Raw genomic sequence first — 23,823 nt, 5'->3', positions numbered from 1 at the left:
GATCTCAATTGCTGTTCGATAAAGTGTCAAACTAGTTTTCGTCAAGGTACAAAAAAGTTCAATCCGTTAATAGATTCAATGATTTCATTTATTACAATTATATTTGGCTGGGTTTTAAAACATCCAGCTATATGTTAGGAGTATTTGTAGTTTTTATTCTGTCCTGGTTGGTTCTTTGGATTGTTTTCAGGGAGCATATAACTTCTTTAGGCATTCTGCCCAATTTAAGGCGCTTGAGAGAGTTTTCAATTGGTTTACTTATAATGGCAGTGTTCTGCGCAATCAACTTATTGGGTCAATCCTATCTTAAAGAAGTCAGTTATATTCGAAATCCTGAATATGGATTTTTGGAAAGCCTCAATGGGATTTGGTGGACTTTAAAAGCTGCCTTATTTGAAGAATTAATTTTTCGTGGAGCCCTCTTATATATTTTAATAAAAAAATTTGGCATCATACGAGCCTGTATGGTTAGTGCCGTTGTTTTTGGAATCTATCACTGGTTTAGCTATGATATGTTTGGTCGTGGTCTTGTTCCCATGATTTATGTTTTTTTGGTAACCGGAGTCGGTGGCTGGATGTTTGCCTACGCCTTTGCCAGAACACAATCTTTATATGCCCCTTTAGGTTTACATTTTGGCTGGATTGTGGTGAGCATTGTTGTTTTTTCTGCCGGACCCCTTGGCAATTCGCTTTACATAATCCAAGAAACTGATTCAGAATTAAACGGTTGGGAGCAGCTAATGTTTTTTCTTTGGCAAGCTCTGGTCATACCAGGTTTGATAACCTTCTACTTAAACAAAAGATATTCAAAACCTCAAACATAGGCCATTAAATCAACACTTTAGACACTTTTTTTTATTCCATAGGAATTAATTGCTGATCCCTAAACAAGCCTGTTTCCGGTGGATAAAATGAAAAGAAAGCAAATAGAAGAACTGATGCAGCCAATACAATCATGCCAATTCGGTTGAGAATTTTTGAATTTTCCCATTGATAAATTTTATAGCAAGCCAATTGGCATAGAAAGACACCAAGTATGTAGGAAGAAATATCCAACAGAATTATATTTCTTTTGAGAAATGCGGTGTACGTGTAATAAACAGCAAGAACCGTAAAACAGATAACGAGTACCCCAAATGCCTTGGCAAAAAAATAATTATTTACCGACTCACGAATTACAAGATATTCAATTACAGAAAATGATATTACTGCCCAAAGGCCCAGTTTAAGGTGCTCCCAAACGCTTTCATTAACAGGAGCCATCAGGCCAATAAGAGTTGCTTCATTTGTCCAATGGAAAAGGTCATGGTACAAAAATCCCAGGGTAACAATAGCAAAAAACCCTATGATGCTCCAAACTTTTGATTTATTGGCACCTTTGCTCATATCAATTTCATGGATAAAAGTGATTCTTTTGAATGAATCGTCCTAAAATCAATTTTTGTTCTTAAACGTATAATTCCCGTCCATAATTGTGGAAATGATTTTTATATCCTTTATTCTCAAAGGATCCACGTCAAAAGGATTTTTCTCCAAAATAACCAGATCAGCATATTTTCCGACTTCAATGGAACCTACTTTGTCTTCCATACGCAGTTGCCAGGCAGCGTCAATGGTAACGGCTCTAATGGCTTCCTCGAGTGTCATTGGAGTTCTGTTTTCAGGAAATGCTTTGGCCTCTGGATCAGAAGCATCCTTTCCGGTTACTGCGCATTGAACTACAAACAAGGGCCCCTGCATTCCTGACGGCGTACTGGGCACATCAGCAGATATACTAACCGGAACTCCGTTTCTTGCAAAATGAGGATAACGCCCCAGCGAGCTGTTGACCTGCTCCTCCCCTCTTATTCTGAGGTTGTCCTGATCCCCTCCACCGAAGGTATTGTAGAAATTCGGAGTGGCATTCACCGGTATCCTGTTTTCAATGACTCGTATCTGATCCTCAGGATGCACATAAATGGCATGATGTAGCGCACTTCGGTTATCAGGATGATTTTGCCTTGCAGCCAAAATAGCATCGATTGCGGCGCGAGAAGAACGATCCCCATCCGTGTGAATCATGACATCCAGATCCGCATCCGCGGCTTTGGTGACAATCGCCATTGTTACTTCAGGCTCTACGTTAAAAGAGCCATAATTATCTGTTGTCCCTTGATAAGGAGAGAGATGCGGGGCGGTCCCGGCAACAGTGTTTCCTTCAGGATGGATTTTCAAACTATTTACTAACAGTTGGTCAGAATTGTAACGGTCCTTCATTTTGGCCCCAAAATCGACAAATTTTTGCGGATCGCCTGTTGCGCTTTTAAACATAGGCGCCGCTACAGTGCGCATTTTCAAAATACCTTTTTTTTCCCACTCTCTCAACATATCCATGGCTACCATAAAATCGTTTTCCATACCATCATGAACATCCTTGATATTTGGGGTTACTATACCTGGGCATAGAAATGTTGTGGTCCCGTTAGAAGCTGCAAGGGTGTAAAGATCTTCCGCGCTTTCTCGAATCATCAATTCAGGATCCCAGGCAATTTTCCCGAAAGCCCCAAACCATTGTATCTCAATGGCGATTCCTGTGGGATTACCTTTCTCATCACGGACCCAATAGGTTACACCAGGTACCAAATCAGGAGTTTCCTTGGTTATGTTTGCCGCTTTTAAAGCTGCAGTATTCAACCATCCGTCATGAATCGTATTATCCAGAATAAAGGCCGGTCTGTCAGGAACTACGGCATCCAGATCTTTGGCGGTAGGCAAACCCTTTAACATGTTCTTATCCCATCCAATGCCCTGAATTACTTTCCGATCAGGATTGGCTTCCGCATAATCTTTGATCATCTTCAAAGCTTCTTCCTTATCTTTGGCATTGTATATCTGCACTCCGGCAGATGTCCAGGCTGAAGCAATTAAATGATCATGTGCGCTCACAAAACCTGGTAAAATGGTTTTACCATCTAAATCCAACAATTCGGTTTTTTCACCTATAAAAGATTCTGCTTCTTTTGTTGACCCAACAAAAACAATCTTATTATCTGATATGGCGACCGACTCTGCCCATGGATCATCTTGGTTAAGCGTGTAAATCTTACCATTTAAAAATACCTTGTCCGCCGTATTATTGACCTCTTTTTGAGAACACGACACTAAAAGAATCAAAATTGCTAAAAATCTTGCATAACTATTCATCTCTCCATTGTTTTAACCCTAAGGTAGCAATGAATTCAGTTTTATGCAACTTTTTGCACAGTCTTCATTGTTGAGAATGAACTGGTTTTGAAGGATTGGTTCTGAAAACATAGCCAAAACCGATTGCCAGGAGTGAATATACAACGGTAAGTAAAATAAAAACTGTGGAATGTGTTGGCAAGGAAGAGAGCACTTTAACCAGACTTAAGGCCCCAACCCCAAAATGCATAAGATTTCCGATTGCAATAGGCCTGTTATAAATTCCTCCAATCAATGTTCCATTTGCCATCCAGTTAAGAATCGCAAAGCCCAGGTATAAGGCACCCATTAATTTCATGAAAGTTATTGTGATAACATTTTGTTCCACACCAAGGTATTGTGCAATTTCATCCGGCAAAAAAGATAACACCACTCCCATGACACCTAAAAACAATGCACTAATCCTCATTAATACTTTTGTATTCATTTTTTCTATTTAGTAAAAATCAAAAGTAATTACTTTTCCGACAAAACTGATGATGGTTTGAAAAACAAATCTTCAAAAGAAATTTGACCCTTGATCAGACCCTGTTCAAAAGCATATCTGCATATCGTCTCAAGGACATTTCTATTATTCTCATAACCATAAGAGTAAAAATTTTTCCCCATGACACTCTTTGTTTCTTCAAACTCTTGTCCGTACCAGGGCAAGGTATCATAGGCCCAACCCAATTTCATCATATGTTGATAATCCATCTTTTTCGCCTTAGCATAAGCATCAAAAATTGATTTGGCCAACCAAGGATTATTATTTAAGAGTTCTGATTTTACTGCCACAGCATGCATGATAGGAAAGATTCCTGTTTTCAAAAAATATTCTTGTTCTGATTTTTTGGAATTCTTGAATAATCTGACAATTTTAGGATTGCCCATTATAAATTCTTTAGGCTGGGCCGCGTGAAACAAGGCATCAACCTCCCCGGATAACAGAAGGTCTGATTCATCTTTACCCGGAGTCCCGTTTCGAATTGAAATTTCCTTGGGAAAAACCTGTTCTTGTGCTGATCGTTTTCCTGAAACATCTGCAGAAGAATCTTTATTAGCAATGACCCATTGAACATCGTTGGGGCTTATGCCGTATTCGTCCTGAAGCATACCTCTTATCCATGTAAGTGAAGATGAAGAATATCCAGGGGTTCCTATCCTTTTTCCCTTTAAATCTTCAGGCCTTTTAATGGGACCATCCGCATGAATAAATATACTCTTATGACGAAACATTCTTAATGGAAAAATCGGGAGCAACTTATAATCCCGGAATTCATCATTTACATAGGCTATTATGAAAGGGAGGATTCCAATTTCAGTAACATCAAAGGTCTGAGGGCCATTAAAAACATTGGTGTTCATATCTCCAATTCCTCCAGATTTGACCATTTCAAATGTACAATCCTTTATCCCGACTTTCTGGTCAAAGAAGGGTTTTACCCTTTGATAGTCGTAGCCAGTCATTTTTAGATGAAGCCCTCCCAAATTTTCCACTTTCTTCACTTGAGTTTCCGCCAACAAATCAAAAGAACTTAAGGACCCGATCATGGCCGACCCCAGGGCTGTTTTTTTTATAAATTTTCTTCTTGAATTTTGAGAATTATGGTTTTTGTTCATCAGTATTTCGTTTACATAATTTTTTCGTGACAATAGATAGTAAGTTTTATTCAGAGGTCATCATTTGATTCTCTAGAAAAATACTCAATTCTGTCTTTAAAGAATCAGGAATTAAATCGTTCTCCAACCATGTATGAAAATTTCCCAGATAATTCATACCCAAATAATTTGCACTTTCTACAAATGGCATCTCAAATCCTTTTTTTAATTCAGCATCTGATCCACAACTCACCATACCCATATTTTTTCCTCTCAGCATTCGTCCAAGTTCCTTTTCAGTTTTCAGGCAATCCGATATTCTGTCAAAAAAGTTTTTCATGATCCCACTCATTGAATACCAGTACACTGGAGTAGCAAAAATTAGAGTGTCATAATTATAAACGATTTCCTTCATCAAGGGAAGAAAATCGTCCCCCTCATTCTCAAAATTATAATCAAATGCACCTATTTTTTTTGACTTTAAATCTATACTCTCAAAACCAGTTCTTTCCTGAATGAAAGAAACAATTTTACCTGTATTCCCGTTACTTCTTGAGCTGCCCTGTATGATCACTCCTTTTATTTTCATCATATATGTTTTAGTTATTCGACAAAACTATGAGGTTCTTACGGCATATCAAATAAGGGGTAAATTTTGCCCCATTATAATTTGTCTCCAAATTTTGAAAGTTCTTCAAAAACAGAGGAAAGTTGAATTCCCAGTTCAGTAATTGAATATTCCGTTTTTTTCGGGTATTCATTATAGTCCCTTTTTTTAATAAGTCCGTCTTCGATCATTTCTCCCAGCTGTTGGGTCAAGGCTCTTTTTGAAGCCTCCGGCAGGCCTCTTTCAATATCACGAAGCCTTAGATTATTTCTCAGAAGCTCACTTAAAATGGCTGGTTTCCATTTACCGGAAATAACGTTTAACGTTTTTTCTATGGAGCAATCATTCTTTAGAGGTGTTTTTCTTTGGTACAAAATTTTTTGTCTTAAAGGTTTCTTTCATTATTCTTTCGCTTTCCAAATTCTGGATTTTGATTTTTTATCAGACGGAAAGTCATCCGGAACCTTTTGTGTCACTCCTCCCGTAGCAGACCATTCAGCACCTCGTTGAAAGGTAGACATAAAGCCGACGCATTCCATGGAATAATCAAAATGGCCTAAAGTAGTATGAAAAATTCTGCCTTTACCATATTCTATAACCATCAGCATGGGTACGTTCCATCCGGATCCGTCCAAAACGGGTTCCCAGGTTTGTTTATTTTTTTCAGGGTCTGCATATGCCGTGGCAAGAATTGTTGCATTTTCAAAAGGGCCTCGCATACGATCATACAACTCATCCTGAGCGTGGAGCCAATTCTTTGGCAATCCTTTCATGATGGGATGTTCCGGCTCTCTGGTTGTAATCAAAAATTCATATTGAGCTCCATGAGAACCCGCAAACCCTTCCGTTGAATCAATTTCAACCTCATTATGGTCATTATAATAAGCATAAGGTCCTGCAGAACTGTCCCTGCCACCCCAGGCGCCCAGCCCAATCATTTTATTGAATTCAACCCATTGACCCCATGAGTTATTGGCGGCATGTACCACAACAAGCCCTCCGCCTCCATACATATATTTTTCAAATTTCCTTTTTACGCTTTCCGGAAACTCTCCTGCCTGAAACCCAAAATTCGAGACAATTAAGTCGTATTTCTCAAAGTCAATCTGAACATCCGCTGTTTTTAAGGGTTCAGCAGAAATGAAACGATCCATTGAATCCAATGGATACTCCTGAATGTATTTATCTAGAGTCCCCGGCCTTGATTGATCATACTTTATACCCAGCCAAATAGAATCGGTCCGATAAATTTCTACCTCAAACAGATCTGTTTCTTCAAGATAGTGCTTCATGATCTGAGTTGATTTTGGCCAGATGTAATGATTGTTCTGACCGTCCATGATCAATGCCTTGAGTTTTTGGGTTTCTGAGGATATCTCTCGGGATGTTTCCCTACAGCTCGATATCATAATTAAAACTAACAATATCCAGATTGCTCCAACTTTTCTCAATCTCATAATTTTCCTGCTTTAATTTGCTTATCAGCATAATCCACGGCTCGCGCAGTTAATGCCATGTAGGTAATACTTGGATTTTGGGTTCCGGAACTCGTCATGCAGGCACCGTCCGTAACAAAAACATTGGGTACTTCATGCATTTGATTCCACTTGTTTAGCACACTTGTTTTTGGGTCATTTCCCATGCGTGCCGTTCCCATTTCATGAATACATGCACCTGGTGCCGTAACACTGTTAAAAGAGCCAATATTCTTGCAACCGGCGGCTTCCAGCATTTCAACCGCACATTTTACCGCATCTTTTCGCATTTCAATCTCATTCTCCCTTAATTCTGCATCAAAAGTGATCGTAGGGATACCATATTTATCCTTTTTCTGAAAATTAAGAAACATCCTGTTGTCATGATTGGGTAATATCTCTCCAAAAGCCGACATGAACAATCGGTACGGTCCTGGTTTAAGTATCGCATCCTTGAGTTCTTTTCCATAAACTTCAGAAGGATTGTTTCTTGACCTGGATATTTGGCCCTGGTAGCCAAAGCCCCTCAAGTAGGATTCTTTTTTTGTTTTTTCATTGAGGTTCGTAAATCTTGGAATATAAAACCCAACAGGTTTTCTTCCTTTATAGTAGGTATCTTCGAATCCAGGCATTTCCCCATAAACACCCATGCCGTAATGATGGTCCATGATGTTGTGCCCCAACTCTCCGCTTCCGTTGCCCAAACCATCTGGAAAACTTTCAGAACGACTGTTCAGTAAAATTGCCGTTGTTCCTACCGTGCTGGCATTGCAAAAAATGATCTTTGAAGAAAATTCTATTTCTTCTTTTGATTCTGCATCGATAATCTTTACACCAGAAGCTTTTTTCGAATTCTTATCATATAAGATTTCAGCAACGATGCTATTGGACCTGAGCGTCAGGTTACCGGTCTCTTCTGCCACCGGCAACGTTGCGGTAACACTGCTGAAATAGGCACCATAAGGACACCCTCTACCGCATCTGCTCCTGCTCTGACATTGTCCGCGAAGTCCTTTATGTACCTCCGGATTGTATTCCGAAAGATTCGCAACCCTTCCTGGAGTGACCACCCTTTCCGGATAGACCTTGGCCACCTCTTCTCTAAAATATTGTTCAGCACAATTCAGAGGGAAAGGTTTTAGGAATTTACCATCCGGAATCTGTGACAATCCTTCGGCCTGGCCACTCACACCGACAAAAGTTTCAACCCTGTCGTACCAGGGTTCAATATCCTTATATCGAATCGGCCAGTCTATCCCTAAGCCTTCTTTTTTGTTTGCCTCAAAGTCCAGATCACTCCAACGATAACAATGCCTTCCCCACATAATGGAACGTCCGCCAACATGATGGCCCCGAATCCAGTCAAATCGTTTTACCTCATCATAAGAATACTCACTGTCTTTATTGATCCAATGTTTATTATCCTCATGCACCCACCAGTTTAATCGGTTTTGCTGGAAGTAATGTTTCTCCTTTTCTTCATGAGGAACCACATTTTGGTTTGGCAAATCCCAAATATCCTTGTCTGCTGTTGGATACTCCCCGTGCTTTACCATCCTTCCTCTTTCAAGTACCAGTGTTTTGTACCCTTTTAAACAAAGTTCCATAGCTGCATAGCCTCCACTGATCCCGGATCCTATAACTATCGCATCGAAAGTTTTTTTATCTGATTCGTTCATACTCATAATGCCCAGCCTTTTCCTCCAACTGATTCCAAAGAAATACAAGCCTCATACGCTCCGGGAACAGGTAAGTAATTCAAGTAATTAGTAGCAACTTCCTTGGTTGTCAGGTAGTAAGCAACGGCTTGTTGTTTTAAATCCATAAGGGCATTTTTCGCCATTTTATCATTTTCCGCGTCGGACATTATCAATTCCTGAATGACAACCGACATATTTTTGTCGCTCATGTATTTTTTCAGGGCAGTAAATTTAGTATTGAAAGCTTCCTGCTGATCCGGACTATAAACTGTTCCTATCATGGTATCGATGATCTGATCCACACCCACTTTATTCGCCGAGGGACTATCAGTTTTAGGTAGTATAATATCCAATAGATCCTGGACAAATAAAAACTCCTGTTCATTAAAAAAACGAGGCGTGAATACAGAATTTTTGACAGGATCCACTTTTTTACAAGCTATAAGCAGCGAGTTAGATAACGGAATACACAGAACCCCGCCAGTACCCAGGGTTATCATTTTTACAAGTTCTCTTCTTTTCATGTATATATTCTATTCGATTTGGTTAAGATGCGTTTAGATACGCCAAATGTATCACTTGTCAAGATACTACATATTTTCAAATTCTTAATCTTTGAATAAATGGACTTCTTATGTGATAAGTACTTTAAAAACACTCAATAGGAATTACTCAAGCATTCGAGCCAGGCTCGAATGCTTGTGCAATTATCAGTCTTATTGTTGAAAGTGCTAGCTTTTTAATGTATTGATTTCAGATTGCCCTATTCTTTTTTGGTTGGCACAGCATCAAAAGGATCGACCATGGCCACAAATAATACACATGGGCCATTATCGAGGCATTTTGCTTTATGCGGCTTTCCTGCGGGTCCGTAAGCATATGATCCTGCTTTTAAAACCACAGGTTCTTCCCCTTCGTATTGAACCTCCAGATCTCCGGATATCAAAATCATTCGTTCTGGTGAATTATGGGTATGACTCACCACTTTGGTATTCGGTTCTATTTTAAAGAAAAAATCCAAATTAGGTTTCGCTATATCTCCATGTAAAATTGTGAAGGAACATCCCGGAAAGAAATCCGGGGCAGGTAACCATTCCAAATTTTCATTATCAATGGTTGTAGCGATTGAATTTTCTGTTTCTGACATTCCATGACTCTGCGCATTCATTCCTATTGTGAATAAAACAAATGCAAATGAAACCATGATTTTTTGGTAGGGTTTGATTTTAAAGGTTTTCATTGTGTTGATTTTTAGATCTTTAAGTTAAGAATTTTTTTGATATAAATAAAACCAATCGGAATCCACTCTCCGTAGAATTGTTCTTCCCTGAATTAAGCATCAGGATTCAAATTAATTACCTGTCAGACCAAACGGCCAATTCATTACCTGAAGGGTCCATAAAATGAAACCTGCGGCCTCCTGGAAATGAGAATATTTCTTTTGAAATTATTCCTCCATTCCTAAGGATCGTTTCTTTGATACTTTCAAGATCTGAATGGTACAGGACCACCAGGGCGCCATTTACAGCTAGATTTTCAGATCTTTCAAAACCACCCGCAATCCCACTGTTCGAAAAAGAAGTATAATCTGGCCCATAATCCTTAAATCTCCATTGAAAGCATTCTTGGTAAAATGATTTTACTTCTTCCAGATTACCGGCCTTAAACTCAATATACGTAATATTATTATTTGATTCTTCCATAATTTTCCACTTATTAAATTAAGACGCTAACATGAAGCAGGTCATCCTCTTTAAGGGATAATTTACTTCTTATTTCCGATTTTACCGGTAGAATATAAGTATCCATTTTAGTATCAAACCAAATTGAAGTTTTCCATTTCACATTCTTGATGACGGACTGAGCCTTCATCCTGCCCCAGCCTTCTTCCTGCCATTGCAGATTACTTCTTATTTCCTTTGAGATCCCTTTAGGAAGGCTTAGGAAGTACCACCCTCCTTCGGAACTATGCCTCCAAAGCTTAGCTGAGAACTCATATTTGATCTTAGCTTCCATTTCGCCTAATTGATTTTTTAGATTTTCTTGCTTAAAAAATTGATCTTTCCGGTAATACCCTGAGAGAATATCAAATTTCTAATCGTTTTGCTCAAATATATCAAGAGGTAATACAGCAGTAACTCCTACGTTTGGTACATCCACAAGCTGGCCTATCTTCAAATCAACAGCCACTGATGCAATGATATATGCCTGAAGTTTGGAATACCCATAAGTCTCCGAAATATATTCAATCATCTCTAAAAGTGCATTTCGAGCCGCCAGATAAATATCGTTGGAAAGGTTCTCAAGACCGCTTATTTTTTCAGAACTGAGATATTCCAGGTGAGGAGGAATTGCAGCTTTGTCTTTTATCGGAAATCCGGTTGTAGCATAAAATTTTGTAGAAGGAATATCCAGCAATTTTGAAGGTCCCTCATAATGAGGGCCTCTTGATAAATCAGGACCATTATTGATAATTTCTGTCGTAACTGTAATGACAGCATCCATTTCCAAAGCAGTACCAGAGACTTCTCCGTCACCTTGAATATAATGAGGATCCCCTATCGATAATCCCGCTCCTTCAACAAAACAAGGCAGATAAATTGAAGAACCGGCCTGTAGGTATCTGATATCCAAATTTCCTCCATGCTCCCTGGGAGGAATGGTCCTTAGGCATTCATCTTCATATTTACCTCCCTCTCCGCAGATGGATTCAGGAAGAGCGAATTTAGATCCTGGTATGAGTACATCTCCTCCTGCATCATGCAATTCCTGTTCCCGTTTCAGCATTTCAGCATGCTTTTCCACACTCGGCAAAACCGAGACGACTCCAGGAAAACTCCGATTCGGTAATTTAATACCTGGAAGATCTTCTGAGGTGGCAAACTCTTTTCCCAACTTCCATTTGACCATCAAAAAACCTTCAACTTCATCAGAAACGATTCCAGATGTAATTGTCCAGGCCCATGGACCAGGGTCGACGGAAATAATATTTACTTTTAATACATCCCCGGGCATAGCTCCGTTAATACGAACAGGGCCGGTCAGGGGATGTACCCAACCTATCTGAGGGTCATCCTCTCTTTCGATTTCAGGAGCATTCGGGTCAAGGATCCTGTCGTCGGCATTTCTGGAATTAAAAACAATTGTATCCCCGGGGTTTGCTTGTTTTAACATGGGTATGGCAGGATGAATTCGGTTGATACAATCCGGATCATCTTTACACAGAACTGAATTATCTCCTACTTCAATCTTTTGGGCAAAAAGAGCTGGAAAAATAAGAAAAGACAGAATCAATGATAAGGTCAATGTATAACTGGAAATTTTCATTTTTAATATTGGATAAGGAGGTTTCTTCTATTGATCCCTAGATTTAAATGCGAGATAGTTAAAGCTCAGGCGATTTTCGATTCAGTACCAAGTTACTAAAAAGTAGTTTAGCTTCTTGAAATTTTACAAAATATCCTTTTTAAAAAGGACTTTCCGCATTGGCAAGAACAACCCTGTATCCGTCTAGATCTTCAAAGGTTTGACCCCCACCTTCCCAATAGGGGTTGAAAGATTTAACTTTCTTGAATCCGGAGTTGGAAATTCTTTCGATCGCTTTTGCGTACTCATCATCATCAGGAAGATAAAAAACGAGTAAATTTTCCAGGGTAGGTGCGCGACCCGCTTTTTCTTGGCAATGAGTCGTAAATTCAAGGTGAAAGTGGTGTTTGGGATGTCCTACCATTCTACCGCTAAAATCGCCGTGATTATCAAATCCACCAATTATTTCAAAACCTAATCCTTCTGTATACATTTTGGTAATTTCTTCTAAATGATCTGTTGGCCTCCCAACTCTCATTACTATATTTCTGCTTATCATTTCTAATTTGTTTTATCTAAACTAAAATCACAAAGTTTCCTACATTTCTATTCTATTATAATTTTTGAGTGTTTTCAAGGTCCATAAGGTTTGTATACCGGCCCATTCCAGCTTCATTCCTTCACTGAGTCCATACCAGGTGTCCCATCTGCCATCCTCCTTTTGACGCTTGATTAATTCATCCAAGTCTGAATCAATCATCTCCTGAGAAAATATTGGGTTTAAAATACTCTCAGGTGCAGGGGCATAACACAAACTATGAGGCTTTCCATAAAGTCCCCATCCCACATCTGATTTGTCATTACATAATACACCCTCTGTCAGGATCCATTTTTTCAGATCCTTTAGTGCCCTTTCGGCCTTGTTTTTACTTTTGGTGTGGCTCAAAAACTGCAATCTCCTTGGCACGCACAAATGGCAAAAAACATGCTTCTCCTTAATTCGTTCAATCTCCTGCCACACAAACTCTTCTGCTTTTTTCATCCATGGAATTTCAATATTATATTTTTCGAGAATGCCTAACAAAGGTGCCGTTGTGCTCAAAGCGGCCCATTCTTTTACAGTTTTAAAATGATCCTCGCAGGGATAATCCCCCAGCGGACGAAACATCCATGGAATACCTCCCTTATCAGTTGTTATACTTTCAAAATAGGGCATAAAATCATCCAGGATCCTGTCTTTGGTTAAAAGGCCCGCTTCGTCAAGGGTTTCCAATGCCATAATACTAAAAAGAGGCTGACTTTCAGGAGATGCGGTATCCGGTTCCATCCCGTGACCAAAACCGCCATCAGAATTTCGGTAAGCATAAACAGCATGAAAAACACCATCGGGGCCATGATTCTCAAAATGAAATTGAAACAACCGTCTCTCGATCATCCTGGCGTTTGTTAAAATAAAGTCCCTTGCTTTTTTATAATTGTTCTTTGATAGTTTCATTCATCAATTTATGTTTATTTTAGAATACTTCCACATTCAATTTCAGTTCCATTAATTGTGTATATAATCTTCTGACCCTTTAATGAAAATCCGGCTCGAACCACTCCGTCAACTCTTTTGTCAAATAGGGCTACCACATAAAACAAATACGAATCATTTGGATCAATCATATGCTGTATCCCGCTCTTTTGATTAAAACCTGCGTCTAAAACTGATTTTAAATCTGACAAACCATATAAGAATAAGTGCTCCTTGTCAAGTGTCATTCTATTTGAAGGTATAAATAATTTAAAGCGTGTGTCAAAAGATTGTATAAGCTGATAGGTATCCGAAGAAAAACTGATTTCAATTTCTTTGGATGAATCACTTTGATTCGTGATTCGAGTCCAAAATACAACATACGCATATTCACTTCCCTCAGGATCAGAATATTTTAAACCTCCTTTTGGAAGACTATTTTGAATAATAACATTTTTGCCTGATGAATCAGGGTACTTGAATTCCGTATCAAACGTCTGTCCTTTGGCCAAAAAGCAAAAAAGAAGTATCGAGCAAAAAACTGAAATTCTCATAATTCTATTTATGTTGAAACTATGCCATTCAGAATGTTCTTCCCAGACCTCATGAGCCTGAGTAGTTATACCCACCAATTTCCTATTCATTTCTCAATTGAAACATAATGTCCATAATTTCAACATTTGGAGCTTCAACAATTTCATAGGCCTCTGGAATACTTTTTGCCAAATCAGAATTTCGAAATGACTGAAGGGATTCAGGAGAATCCCATACATAAATCCCACCGTATAATCCGGGCTCCTTGGTTTTTACATAGTATTTCTGAATAAGCCCGGGAATGGCCTTAAACTGAGGTTCTCTTTCTCTTGCTTTACCTAAGAGTTCTTCTTCGGGAAGATTAGATTTCAATTTGATTATCTGTAAAATCATGCTAACGTTTTATTTATCATGTTTGTCATTTGCAGGGCTAAAAGCTTCCGCAACCTCTGCACAGTTCAACCAGGATTCATGACTTTGTACAATCGTCCATTCATTTTTTTGTTTTTGTACGGTAGCTGTCCAGACAAGTTGCCCTTCAAATTCAGGTATTCCGGTTAATTTCAATTTTAAGTTTACAGGAAGCACAAAGTTCACTACATCTTTTGAGATTACCTGTGCATTCCAGCTTTGTATGGTATTATGCAATCGTTCAACCGAGGGGCCAATTTCACGATATTGCTGTTTAAGGTCATCTAATGAATGAAGTACTCCGTCAGTGATATAATAGGAATCTGGTGCTCCGGAATAATGATCCAACCCCTTCACAAAATTCAGGTTATTGGAATGGTCAAAAACCTTCTTTACCACCTCTGAGGCTGTAGCAATGATCTCTTGCTTTTGATATTGTGTCAGTTGGTTTTCTGAACCTTGACATGACAGCATTAAAAAGGTTAAAATATTAACTGCAATTAGGCTAGTTTTTTTCATATATAAGTGTTGATTATTTCTATTCCATGGTTAAATCCTTATTACTGTTTAATAACCTGGTCAGAAATCTAAATATAAATAAAATCACTGAACTGCCTCCATTTAAAAGATTTTTGGAATCAACCTGTAGCGAACTTGTGAAGCATAATCTCTATATCCCGGCAATTCTTCTTGCAAAGTTTTATCTTCCAGGATGGTCCGAACCACGGCAATGATCAGTGCCGCTATCACCGGAATGATTGTCCAAAGAGAGCCCAAAGCCAATACAATACCCGGTAGTGCCAGAATATTTCCTGTATAACCTGGATGCCTTACAAACTTATACGGACCACTGTCACATACCGTGTGTCCGCGATCCGTCTGGATACGCACTACGCTTGAGAAGAAACGGTTCTCTATCAAAGCCCATCCCGCAAAAGAGTATCCAAGCACAATCAAGATGAAGCCCAGGATATTAAGCCATGCTGGAAATTCAGGTGACCATCCAAAGCGGTGATCCAGTCCTGCCACAACAAATAACGGGAAAGTCATACTCACTGCCATTAAGGGAGAAAGTATTTTATCCCATGATTTGACCTCTTTAGCTTTACCAAATTTACCTCGTTCCTCAAGCAATCCCGGATGCCTTTTTTCTGCCCATATACGCGGACATATACTCGCTACCGCCAACAGCACTGCATAAAGCCAACCCTGCCACCATCCCAGGTCCCATCCGCTTATTAAAACAACCAATAGAATAAGGAGATGGGTTATTGTTAACCCAACCCAATATTTTGGGCCTGCGATTTTTACAGGATTTTGATCAACGGGTTTAGGTACCATACTTATTCCTCATGGTTAAACAATTAATTCGCCATACTCTTGGCTTTACTCAATCCCTGTTTCATTTCTCCTTCAAAGCTGCTATTCGGATATTTTGAGAGTCCTGTGTTAAAGTGTTTAATGGCGTTATTGTAGTCCTTATGCGCCAAATAAAATTGTCCAAATCGATTTTGCCAATAGGCTGAGTCATATCTTTTTGTTGACAATACATCTTCAAATTCAGTCATAAAAAAACTGAAATACTCAAAATTGTTCCTGTTCCATGCCAACCAAATTAAACCGTTTTTTGTTTTATCATCTATGCTGCCATCCCCTCCAAATCGCTGAGAGCGTTCTTCGAAATATGAGTTCAAATAATCCAGTCCGCCTAAATCAATGTATTGCTGTATATTTTCAAAAATAGGCGAATCATAATTATGATAATAATACTTAATCCCTTTGTACATTGCTAAATGCGGCAATGATTGATGTACCTCCTCATTAAAAAGTCCTCTATACCATGGATCTGTTACAGTAAGTTGCTTTTTCAAAATCTCTGATATTGATTGAAATAATCGGAACTTCAGGAAACATTAATTTCAATTCAGCGATGATTTTTTCGGATAGATTCCTTTTTTCAGAAACAGACCGACCTTCCATTATATTCGCAAATATATGGATAAAGTCATCTTTGGTATTTCCGATAGTATACAGTTCAAAAGGATTGATTCTTACTTTGATATCTCCTTTGTCAAAAAGTTCAGTTGACTCTGCTGTATCGTAAACTTTTTGAATGATTTCTTTTGGAGATTTCATCTTTATGATATTTTCAGAGCAATCAATGACAAAGTGTGGCATAATTTATTTTTTAAAATATTGATTTCTGTGATGGGCAACGTTTTTTTGAAAGGATCAATGACATAAAATCAGCTATAACTTTAGCGTAGCGAAGATAGGAAATTTCATAGCCTTAATGGATTTAGATAAAGATCCGAATCCTGATGAGCCCATCTTATCACTGATGTCCTATTATTTCTTATTCCATTCATCTTTTAGAATGCTGTAATATAGCGTATCACGTCTTCGGTTGTTTGTCATTAAAGTATGACTTCGTAGAATTCCTTCTTTTGTGAGACCAGCTTTTTCCATTGCCTTTCTCGCAGGAATATTTAATACGTCCGTCTTAAATTCAATTCTTAATGTATCAGTTTCTTTAAAAAGGTAGTCAAACAATAACTTTTTTACGTGCCCGTTTATACCAGTTCTCTGGTATTTTTTAGCGATCCAGGTCCATCCGATTTCAACACGTTTATGGATCCTGGAAATATTTCCTATGCGAGTGGCTCCAATGATTTCCCCATTGTGGGGGCTAATGATTGTAAAAGGGAGTGATTCTTTTCTATGAAGTTCATTCACGGCATTTTCAATCCATTTTTTGAGAATCGTTGAATCAGACAGGTCGGCAGTAAAATAGTACCACATTGCTGAATCTGTCGTATGATTCACCATTCCTTCAAAATCGGTCAGTTGCATTGGTCTTAAGAATACCCTCTCAGATTGTATATTTTTTTTGAAATCTATCATTTTGAACTTTAGTACTTATAGGTTACAGCGATACAGGCTCTGATAATTTGATGATTGTAATTTTGACAGCCTGTTTGTCTTGCTAAACGTTTCATTATTCATCTACAAGGCGTCTGTGATAATTTATTTGACCAAGATGATAATTCAAATGTTTTGTCAAATGAACCAGTAAGTATTCATTTGTCTCTATTTTAGAAAACTTTAAAATTGGATAATCTTTTTTCAATTCTTCTTCTGTAAGAGCATTGAGTGCTTTATTTATCATTTGAATTGTCTCGTTTATACTCCTAATCAAGTCCGCTCTTGGGACATTTTTTTGAGAAAATTCAAGTTCTCTATTCCTTACATAATTTGTTTTACCAATTTCTTTACCAATAAATGTGTGTAAATTCCCTATTAAATGTAGCGTTAAATTTCCTGCTGAATTAGAGATGTTTTTTTCAACTCGCCAAATGTTTTCCTCATTCTTATAAAGTTCCATTTCAGTGATCAACTTGTTCAGGTCACTTTCAAAAAAGGCTATTAATTCATTTTTATTCATTTGTTAAATTCTGGTTTTTTAATATATATTTTTATTCGCAATTGCCACAAAAAAGCCCTAAAGTCTAATGTTGGCAGTTCATTTAGACGAAATTCCGCTCATTTAATGAGATACTTGATCGGGCTGTATTTTTTGTTTATAATTTCTCATTAATTGCTTTTCTCCAAAAGTAAATCCCAAAGATACTAGTGACTATTGCAAACATAATTCCGTATTCACCAAGCCAATGTTCGGTTCCTTCGTTATTAACGGTTAATTCTGGCAAGATTTTTTGAATATAGACATTACTTACTGCATGAAAAATTACAGCGGGCCAAAGGCTTTTAGATTTAAATGTGTAATAGGTCATCATAAATGACATGGCAATTATCACAACATAAAAAGTTGTTAATTCTAAGATTACATTTTCTCCATAATATACAATGACCGGCCAGTGCCAGGTTGCCCAGATAATTCCGCTAAAAAATGAGACCCCTGTAAATGAAAGAACCTTTCTTAATTCGAAAATAAAGAAACCACGCCAACCTATTTCTTCACCTAAAGTTGTTGCCGACGACCTCATCACTTCAACAGTTCCTGATAAAATTATCGCTATTATAACTATCCAGGTTGGATTTAATGTTCCTATCCCTGTTAAACCAAGTTCTTTCCCCCAGTCTGTAATGACTTCCTTATCCGCTAAACTTCCAAATCCTAAAATCCAGATAAGTATATAAGTGATTATTCCGTATAAAGCGGGAATAAAATAGGAAAGTCGAATATACTTCCAATTTCCCCAGTTCCAAGGTAGCGAAGAAACAGGTCTTTTTTTCAATTTCAACGTAATTATTGCGGCTATGGCAGGACACCACATCAGGCCTCCAATGTATATTCTTGAAGGATATAAATTAACGATTGCATAATGAAAGAACGAACTCAAAACTGTAACTAAAGCCAGAAAAATCAGGATCGTATTCCAGGTTTCTCTTTTTTCTGATATACTGTTCTGCATTTTAAATTGTAGTTTGGATTTATACAGGACGATTTAGGGACTTTATTGTTACATGAAATCCTAACGATTTGAGCATGTTGTCGTATTTTAACTCATTGATTAAACGCCTCAGGATATTCAACTATTCCGCTCAATCCATTCAAACCATTTTCGACAAGTTCGATCACCATACAATTTTCTTTCGGCACTTTAAAGGGTAATTCTATTTCATATTTATCCGCTCGCTGGTAACCAAATTTTGGATAATAACTTGCGTGACCCAGAAGAACGATGGATTTATGCCCTAACTCTTTTGCCCTTTTGTGAGATTCAGCTATTAGTTTCCCACCAATCCCAATTCCCTGAAATTCAGGTAAAACAGAAACAGGGGCAAGAGCCAGTGAGTCAAATGAATCCACCGGATTTTTAATTTTCAGTTTTGTAAGCAAAATATGTCCCACTATTTTACCGTCAACTTCTGCTACCAATGAAAGTTCAGGAATAAAAGCATCCGACTTTCTTAATCGCTCCACTAAAAACTGTTCCTTATGGTCGCTGTGCTGTTCAGAACGAAACGCTTTTTCGATGAGGTTAAAAACATCTTTATAATCCGCAGGAGTTTCTTGTCTGATCGTCATTTAACCCTTAGTTATGGAAATAAAGTTAATTAATTTTCATAATTCGTTCGCTGTCCAGGGGTCGTATGATCCAAAGTTCCAAATATACTGTTCAGTATCCTGGCATGTATAGCCTCGTCCGCCGTATTCTTCATCTTTAATGTCTATTAAAATCTTTGCACCGGCAGCAACGGCCCTCTCATAATGCTCATCTATTTTCTCAACAAGAATATAAGGTGCCTGAGTGTTAGTTCCCTTCACGCTTTCTGGGGTTTTTACAAGATTATCATATGCGCTCCCATTGTCAGCACCTAGCATAATCATAGAATTACCATAGACCAGTTGCGCATGGGTAATAGTTTTGTTCTCACCTTCAACGATCAAGTGTTTTTCAAATCCGAAAGCCTTGCACAACCAGTCAATTGCCTTTTGTGGATTTTTGTATCGCAAAGTCGGGATAATGACAGCTTTATTTTCTTTCATCTTTAATCATTTTGTTTCTTTAATTTTCTAAACTACCATAGCGTCTATATCTCTAATCCTACGAGGGTATTTCCATACGAAAATCCACCCGTATTCAAGAAAGCCGATATTCGCACTGGAACATTTTTCATTCTCTCGGAATCGGGAGTTTATGCATCCTTAAAAAAGACAATTTGTCCCAATATCCTCTTTGAAATATGATCTTGCCATTGTCAATTTTAAAAAACCCACATCCACGAAGTCCTAAAGGGTCCTTCCATTCTAATATTCCCCAATCTTTATCCTCAAATATATTTTCAATAATACAAGTCATTTCCGCTTGATTAAATTCATGTTCAAACATTTCCCGAATCGCTTTTTTCCCTACAACAGGCTTATTGGAGACTTGATGATTGATGGCATCATGGTGGTAAAAATCAGAAATCTTATCTGCATTTCCCTCATTAAAAGTTTCAACCCACTTTTTAATTAATTCTTTAGGTTTCATCTTGTCAGTTTATGTATATCAATTTGAAAAGAAGTAGTTCCTGCACGAGTAATGGCGCTAAACCTTTTTGCTCTTAAACAAAAATACGAATTAAGTACATACATAATGTTCACCCTTAATGAACCACTACCTATTATTATTCTTGCCTGCGTTCAAATATTGAATCGTATAATTGTAAATTCCTTTACATCAGGTAGGAATATCGTTAAGGATGAATATCCCTCTTTATCTTTGAATTAAATTGGAATAAAAGACGCCTTCTTTATTCATAAAAGTTCCATCCTTTCTGTTCAGGTCCAGTCTTCCTCCTTGAAAATTTGTAGCGGGTAAGCCCATTTCCTGATAGATACAGGCTGTTGCGGCGAAGTCCCATAAGCTCCCTCCACCGTTTTCCTTTTTCGGAAGCTTGATCATACAGGCCGGGCCATTTTCCAACACAAGGATGCCATTCAATACAGAACCCGCTCCGGCTATTTCGATTACACCATTCAAACGCAACTTTTTTACGTGTTCTTCAAGCAAACCTTCTATTTCGATGGAACGAGGCGTATCTTTCAGTTTTCGATCAGTCACGTAGGTCAAATGGTCATTAAGATGCTTAATTTTCCAAGGATTGCCATTCTTAAAGGCCCCATTTCCCTTGACTGCATGGTACAAGGTATCCGTACTGGGATCATACACAACCCCAATATACGGCGTACCGTCTTTTGCGATTAAAGCAATAGATACAGAAAAACCAGGATGTTTATTAATAAAAGCAAGCGTTCCGTCCATGGGGTCAATGCACCAGAAAAGATCTTCTTCGAATCGACTTCCATCATCTTCGGTCTCTTCCGATAAAAGGGCCAGTCCAAACTCTTCACAGGTAGGAAGCAGATGAGAAAGAATTACTTTTTCGCATTCTATGTCTACTGCTGTCACGACTTGTGAGGAATAGCTCTCCCCTCCTTTCTTTTTCTTCACTTCAACCTGCGCATTCATATACTTCTGAATGACTTTCCCGGCTGAAAGGGACGCCGTGATGGCTATTTTGCTCAATTGTAAGAGATCCATTTTTAAAGGTTTTTGATCACTTCTGCTGTGATACGTTCACTATAACTGTTAATCTTCCAGTGACCGGGGCTCCACCCTTTTATAAAGCGATGAAAATCCGCCCAGGCCACTCTGTATAAAGACCGCCATTCAGTTTCCAGCCCTTTGTTTCTTTCATTCAATTCACCCTGTAAATGCTCAAAATAGGTATCCAGGATTTGTACTTCCAATCGTTCGCACTCATCTTCATTCAGACAACTTCCAATAAAATAAGCCACATCTTTCATTCCGCAACCCCCACCTACATACTGAAAATCCAATCCACCAACCTGTCCGCTTTCAGTAAAACAAAAGTTTGCCAGTTTAGCATCGCCGTGGACAAACGTTTTGTACTTACATGAATTGAGTTTTTCATCAATGATTGGGGCTGCCTCTTTCAGCTTTTGATCATTCAATACAGCTAACTCCTGTGGCCTTGTCTTTAAATGCCAATAGGTTCCCACTTCCCAGAGTCCGTCCGGCTTTTTACCCAGGTAACTCGCATGAAACTGTGCCAGCCATGCCAAACACTGAGCTATTTCTTCCCATGTTACAAAGCTCTTGCGTAAGTGATAACCGGCTGCATCCAGATCTTCCATCACCATCAGTACCTCGTCACCTTTTGCCTCAATGGCCAGACATTCAGGTAAACGTGCAGCGCTGTTTTTACTGTATCGTTCATACCAGTTAGTTTCTACCTTGTATGATTTCACTTTTCGTTGATGACCAATATCCGTGTTCCAACCTCTAGGATGATTCTTATTTACGGGCATCTGAACGTGCTTGATAACCACGCTATCCACGGAAGCATTCTCCAATCCAACCCTAATGATTTTCCCATAGCCACTCCACAATTGCTGGATCACCTCTTTAACAAATAAAGAAGAAGCTCCGGTAACCTGAAGAACCAGGGATCTTAAATAATCATTCATAAGGCCCCAAATATAACAAAATGTGAGAGCTTGTAATTCTTCGTGTCATATTACTGAAACTAGACATGAACCATACCCGAGTCATGAAAGGGTTTATCATTCCATTACATTGTCTAACCAGTGAATTATATTGAGTAATAATTGATAATTCTCTGGTGCAACTTCATTATTCATACCCATTTTTCTCTTATTTTCCCCGGCTAATTGGGCTGAAAACATGGCTGCTTCTCCAAAGACCACAACTCTACCCTTTCCATAGTTTTTGAATGCACCTTGAGACCATCCTTCCACATTAAACCTGGTCGTTGTATCATCAAAAACCCATGCCTTATTCGGAAGCATATTCACAAATTTTTTGTCAAAGGTTAAAACTGGCGTGGCATCATCTGGAATTTTAAAAGCCTGTCCGGTAAATGTTACAATTTGCGCAACGCTTTCTTCTGAACTTCGGCCCTTAGTAATAACACTTTTCGTAAGGGTTTTTTCCTTTAAATTAAAATATGCAGGTCCTCTGTTTATCGTATCAAAAACAAATCCATTTGTAAATTCAAAACCAAATTCCAGGGCTAAATCAGATGCGGCTCCAGCCATGGGCATATGATCAGCTATCAAAAATAAACTTCCTCCGGAACGAACCCATTCTGTAACAACCTCAATTTCAGATTCTGAGAAAGCAGATGGATTAGGAAGATCCCAATTATTAACATTTATCTCATTTAGAGCATTGGATATAACAAGAATATTTCCTTCCGACAGCAACTGTTTATCAAAGTTTCCTTGATAGGCTTTAACTTTGTAACCATCCCTCTCCAAAAGGTTTGCAAACGCCTTATACCTTCCATTCTTCGTATGAAAATTATGATGCCCCTCGTCAATAAAAACTACAGGTCCTTTTCCTGTTTCATACAGAGGATCGTAAATTTTTGGATGATATGTTGTATCAGCCACCTGCTGTGAAAATGAGTAATTTGATAATGCCAGAAAAAAGAGCATTATTAGAATTTTCATCGGGTTGACCATTTTATCAAGGGTTTATTTGGTTTATTCTCTTAAAATTTTCTCCATTTTACGACCTTTCGCTAATTCATCAATCAACTTTTCCATACGTCTGCATTGTTTATAGGTGTCAAATTCATCCTCTATTTCTTCAATCCGATAACCGCAAACGACTCCTTTAATTAAATCAGCATTTGGATTTATTGCAGCCTTTTGAAAAAATGTTCCAAAAGTTGCTTTTTCATCTATAAGTGCTTGTAAAGCCTCTTGATCAAAACCGGTAAGCCATTCAATTACCTGGTTGAGTTCTTCTTTTGTTCTGCCATTTTTTTCCAATCTTTTCAAGTAATGTGGATAAATGGATGCAAATATCATATTAGCAACTTTTTCATTTTTTTCGGCTGTAACTTTCATTTTTATTTGATTTTGAATTAATGGGTGCTATCGTAAGCGGTTAGATGTATGGTCAGCGG

The 23,823-nt window shown here is 38.2% G+C and carries 32 protein-coding genes; 1 reads left to right on the top strand and 31 read right to left on the bottom strand.

Going from position 1 to position 23,823, the window contains the following annotated elements:
* Positions 1 to 131 precede the first annotated feature (131 nt).
* Complete coding sequence (locus LCM02_RS02800; RefSeq protein ID WP_224926802.1) at positions 132 to 824, top strand: CPBP family intramembrane glutamic endopeptidase; 693 nt, start codon at positions 132 to 134, stop codon at positions 822 to 824.
* A 31-nt stretch (positions 825 to 855) separates the two neighbouring features.
* On the opposite strand, the gene LCM02_RS02795 is transcribed toward LCM02_RS02800, so the two are convergent.
* The 31 genes from LCM02_RS02795 to LCM02_RS02645 form a co-directional block, all read right to left on the bottom strand.
* Complete coding sequence (locus LCM02_RS02795; RefSeq protein ID WP_224926801.1) at positions 856 to 1,386, bottom strand: DUF6512 family protein; 531 nt, start codon at positions 1,384 to 1,386, stop codon at positions 856 to 858.
* 48 nt (positions 1,387 to 1,434) lie between these two features.
* Entirely contained in the window at positions 1,435 to 3,183 is a 1,749-nt protein-coding gene (locus LCM02_RS02790; RefSeq protein ID WP_224926800.1) for an amidohydrolase, read from the bottom strand.
* Positions 3,184 to 3,247: 64 nt separating this feature from the next.
* Entirely contained in the window at positions 3,248 to 3,649 is a 402-nt protein-coding gene (locus LCM02_RS02785; protein ID WP_224926799.1) for a hypothetical protein, read from the bottom strand.
* Between the two features lie 29 nt (positions 3,650 to 3,678).
* Positions 3,679 to 4,824: an ABC transporter substrate-binding protein gene (locus tag LCM02_RS02780; RefSeq protein ID WP_224926798.1), complete on the bottom strand. Its 1,146-nt coding sequence runs from the start codon at positions 4,822 to 4,824 to the stop codon at positions 3,679 to 3,681.
* Between the two features lie 46 nt (positions 4,825 to 4,870).
* Positions 4,871 to 5,392, bottom strand: a complete 522-nt coding sequence (locus LCM02_RS02775; RefSeq protein ID WP_224926797.1) for a flavodoxin family protein — start codon at positions 5,390 to 5,392, stop codon at positions 4,871 to 4,873.
* Positions 5,393 to 5,466: 74 nt separating this feature from the next.
* Complete coding sequence (locus LCM02_RS02770) at positions 5,467 to 5,784, bottom strand: winged helix-turn-helix transcriptional regulator (RefSeq protein WP_224926796.1); 318 nt, start codon at positions 5,782 to 5,784, stop codon at positions 5,467 to 5,469.
* A 27-nt stretch (positions 5,785 to 5,811) separates the two neighbouring features.
* A complete protein-coding gene (locus tag LCM02_RS02765; protein ID WP_224926795.1) occupies positions 5,812 to 6,867 on the bottom strand; it encodes a ThuA domain-containing protein in 1,056 nt (351 codons plus the stop codon).
* Entirely contained in the window at positions 6,864 to 8,570 is a 1,707-nt protein-coding gene (locus tag LCM02_RS02760; protein WP_224926794.1) for a GMC oxidoreductase, read from the bottom strand. Before LCM02_RS02760 ends, LCM02_RS02765 begins: the two co-directional genes overlap by 4 nt.
* The gene (locus tag LCM02_RS02755) at positions 8,567 to 9,109 is read right to left on the bottom strand and encodes a gluconate 2-dehydrogenase subunit 3 family protein (RefSeq protein WP_224926793.1); all 543 of its coding nucleotides are present in this window, start codon (positions 9,107 to 9,109) and stop codon (positions 8,567 to 8,569) included. Before LCM02_RS02755 ends, LCM02_RS02760 begins: the two co-directional genes overlap by 4 nt.
* A 239-nt stretch (positions 9,110 to 9,348) precedes the next feature.
* Positions 9,349 to 9,825 (bottom strand): cupin domain-containing protein, encoded by a 477-nt coding sequence (locus LCM02_RS02750; protein ID WP_224926792.1) that lies wholly within the window; start codon positions 9,823 to 9,825, stop codon positions 9,349 to 9,351.
* Between the two features lie 115 nt (positions 9,826 to 9,940).
* The gene (locus tag LCM02_RS02745) at positions 9,941 to 10,288 is read right to left on the bottom strand and encodes a VOC family protein (RefSeq protein WP_224926791.1); all 348 of its coding nucleotides are present in this window, start codon (positions 10,286 to 10,288) and stop codon (positions 9,941 to 9,943) included.
* Between the two features lie 13 nt (positions 10,289 to 10,301).
* Complete coding sequence (locus LCM02_RS02740; RefSeq protein ID WP_224926790.1) at positions 10,302 to 10,601, bottom strand: DUF1905 domain-containing protein; 300 nt, start codon at positions 10,599 to 10,601, stop codon at positions 10,302 to 10,304.
* Between the two features lie 78 nt (positions 10,602 to 10,679).
* Positions 10,680 to 11,912, bottom strand: a complete 1,233-nt coding sequence (locus tag LCM02_RS02735; protein WP_224926789.1) for an acetamidase/formamidase family protein — start codon at positions 11,910 to 11,912, stop codon at positions 10,680 to 10,682.
* Positions 11,913 to 12,051: 139 nt separating this feature from the next.
* Positions 12,052 to 12,450, bottom strand: coding sequence for a VOC family protein (locus tag LCM02_RS02730; protein ID WP_224926788.1), 399 nt, complete (start codon positions 12,448 to 12,450; stop codon positions 12,052 to 12,054).
* A gap of 39 nt (positions 12,451 to 12,489) precedes the next feature.
* On the bottom strand, positions 12,490 to 13,386 hold the full coding sequence (locus LCM02_RS02725; protein ID WP_224926787.1) for a hypothetical protein: 897 nt from the start codon (positions 13,384 to 13,386) through the stop codon (positions 12,490 to 12,492).
* A 14-nt stretch (positions 13,387 to 13,400) separates the two neighbouring features.
* Entirely contained in the window at positions 13,401 to 14,048 is a 648-nt protein-coding gene (locus LCM02_RS02720; protein ID WP_224926786.1) for a hypothetical protein, read from the bottom strand.
* A complete protein-coding gene (locus tag LCM02_RS02715) occupies positions 14,041 to 14,331 on the bottom strand; it encodes a YdhR family protein (RefSeq protein ID WP_224926785.1) in 291 nt (96 codons plus the stop codon). The genes LCM02_RS02720 and LCM02_RS02715 overlap by 8 nt, the downstream gene beginning before the upstream one ends.
* A gap of 9 nt (positions 14,332 to 14,340) precedes the next feature.
* Positions 14,341 to 14,868, bottom strand: coding sequence for a nuclear transport factor 2 family protein (locus tag LCM02_RS02710; RefSeq protein ID WP_224926784.1), 528 nt, complete (start codon positions 14,866 to 14,868; stop codon positions 14,341 to 14,343).
* Between the two features lie 102 nt (positions 14,869 to 14,970).
* Positions 14,971 to 15,690 carry a methyltransferase family protein gene (locus LCM02_RS02705; protein ID WP_224926783.1) on the bottom strand — a complete coding sequence of 240 codons (720 nt, stop codon included), beginning with the start codon at positions 15,688 to 15,690 and terminating at the stop codon, positions 14,971 to 14,973.
* A 23-nt stretch (positions 15,691 to 15,713) separates the two neighbouring features.
* Entirely contained in the window at positions 15,714 to 16,220 is a 507-nt protein-coding gene (locus tag LCM02_RS02700; protein ID WP_224926782.1) for a tol-pal system YbgF family protein, read from the bottom strand.
* On the bottom strand, positions 16,183 to 16,527 hold the full coding sequence (locus LCM02_RS02695; RefSeq protein ID WP_224926781.1) for a 5-carboxymethyl-2-hydroxymuconate Delta-isomerase: 345 nt from the start codon (positions 16,525 to 16,527) through the stop codon (positions 16,183 to 16,185). The genes LCM02_RS02700 and LCM02_RS02695 overlap by 38 nt, the downstream gene beginning before the upstream one ends.
* 171 nt (positions 16,528 to 16,698) lie before the next feature.
* Positions 16,699 to 17,253, bottom strand: a complete 555-nt coding sequence (locus LCM02_RS02690; protein ID WP_224926780.1) for a GNAT family N-acetyltransferase — start codon at positions 17,251 to 17,253, stop codon at positions 16,699 to 16,701.
* A gap of 94 nt (positions 17,254 to 17,347) precedes the next feature.
* Positions 17,348 to 17,794, bottom strand: coding sequence for a DUF1572 family protein (locus LCM02_RS02685; RefSeq protein WP_224926779.1), 447 nt, complete (start codon positions 17,792 to 17,794; stop codon positions 17,348 to 17,350).
* A gap of 136 nt (positions 17,795 to 17,930) precedes the next feature.
* Positions 17,931 to 18,785, bottom strand: coding sequence for a type II CAAX endopeptidase family protein (locus LCM02_RS02680; RefSeq protein WP_224926778.1), 855 nt, complete (start codon positions 18,783 to 18,785; stop codon positions 17,931 to 17,933).
* A gap of 92 nt (positions 18,786 to 18,877) precedes the next feature.
* Complete coding sequence (locus tag LCM02_RS02675) at positions 18,878 to 19,402, bottom strand: GNAT family N-acetyltransferase (RefSeq protein ID WP_224926777.1); 525 nt, start codon at positions 19,400 to 19,402, stop codon at positions 18,878 to 18,880.
* Positions 19,403 to 19,438: 36 nt separating this feature from the next.
* On the bottom strand, positions 19,439 to 19,831 hold the full coding sequence (locus LCM02_RS02670) for a VOC family protein (RefSeq protein WP_262902479.1): 393 nt from the start codon (positions 19,829 to 19,831) through the stop codon (positions 19,439 to 19,441).
* 160 nt (positions 19,832 to 19,991) lie between these two features.
* The gene (locus LCM02_RS02665; protein ID WP_224926775.1) at positions 19,992 to 20,351 is read right to left on the bottom strand and encodes a nuclear transport factor 2 family protein; all 360 of its coding nucleotides are present in this window, start codon (positions 20,349 to 20,351) and stop codon (positions 19,992 to 19,994) included.
* Positions 20,352 to 20,576: 225 nt separating this feature from the next.
* Entirely contained in the window at positions 20,577 to 21,404 is an 828-nt protein-coding gene (locus LCM02_RS02660; RefSeq protein ID WP_224926774.1) for a 3'(2'),5'-bisphosphate nucleotidase CysQ family protein, read from the bottom strand.
* A gap of 2 nt (positions 21,405 to 21,406) precedes the next feature.
* Positions 21,407 to 22,354 carry a phosphotransferase gene (locus LCM02_RS02655; protein ID WP_224926773.1) on the bottom strand — a complete coding sequence of 316 codons (948 nt, stop codon included), beginning with the start codon at positions 22,352 to 22,354 and terminating at the stop codon, positions 21,407 to 21,409.
* Positions 22,355 to 22,450: 96 nt separating this feature from the next.
* Positions 22,451 to 23,362, bottom strand: coding sequence for a DUF4350 domain-containing protein (locus tag LCM02_RS02650; protein WP_224926772.1), 912 nt, complete (start codon positions 23,360 to 23,362; stop codon positions 22,451 to 22,453).
* A 33-nt stretch (positions 23,363 to 23,395) separates the two neighbouring features.
* Entirely contained in the window at positions 23,396 to 23,764 is a 369-nt protein-coding gene (locus tag LCM02_RS02645; RefSeq protein WP_224926771.1) for a DUF2200 domain-containing protein, read from the bottom strand.
* Positions 23,765 to 23,823: the final 59 nt, after the last annotated feature.

The organism is Lutimonas saemankumensis (genome assembly GCF_020171465.1).
GTDB classification, from domain to species: domain Bacteria; phylum Bacteroidota; class Bacteroidia; order Flavobacteriales; family Flavobacteriaceae; genus Lutimonas; species Lutimonas saemankumensis.
The sequence above is the reverse complement of the archived record's forward strand: the minus strand, read 5'-3'. Positions and strand labels throughout refer to the sequence as shown.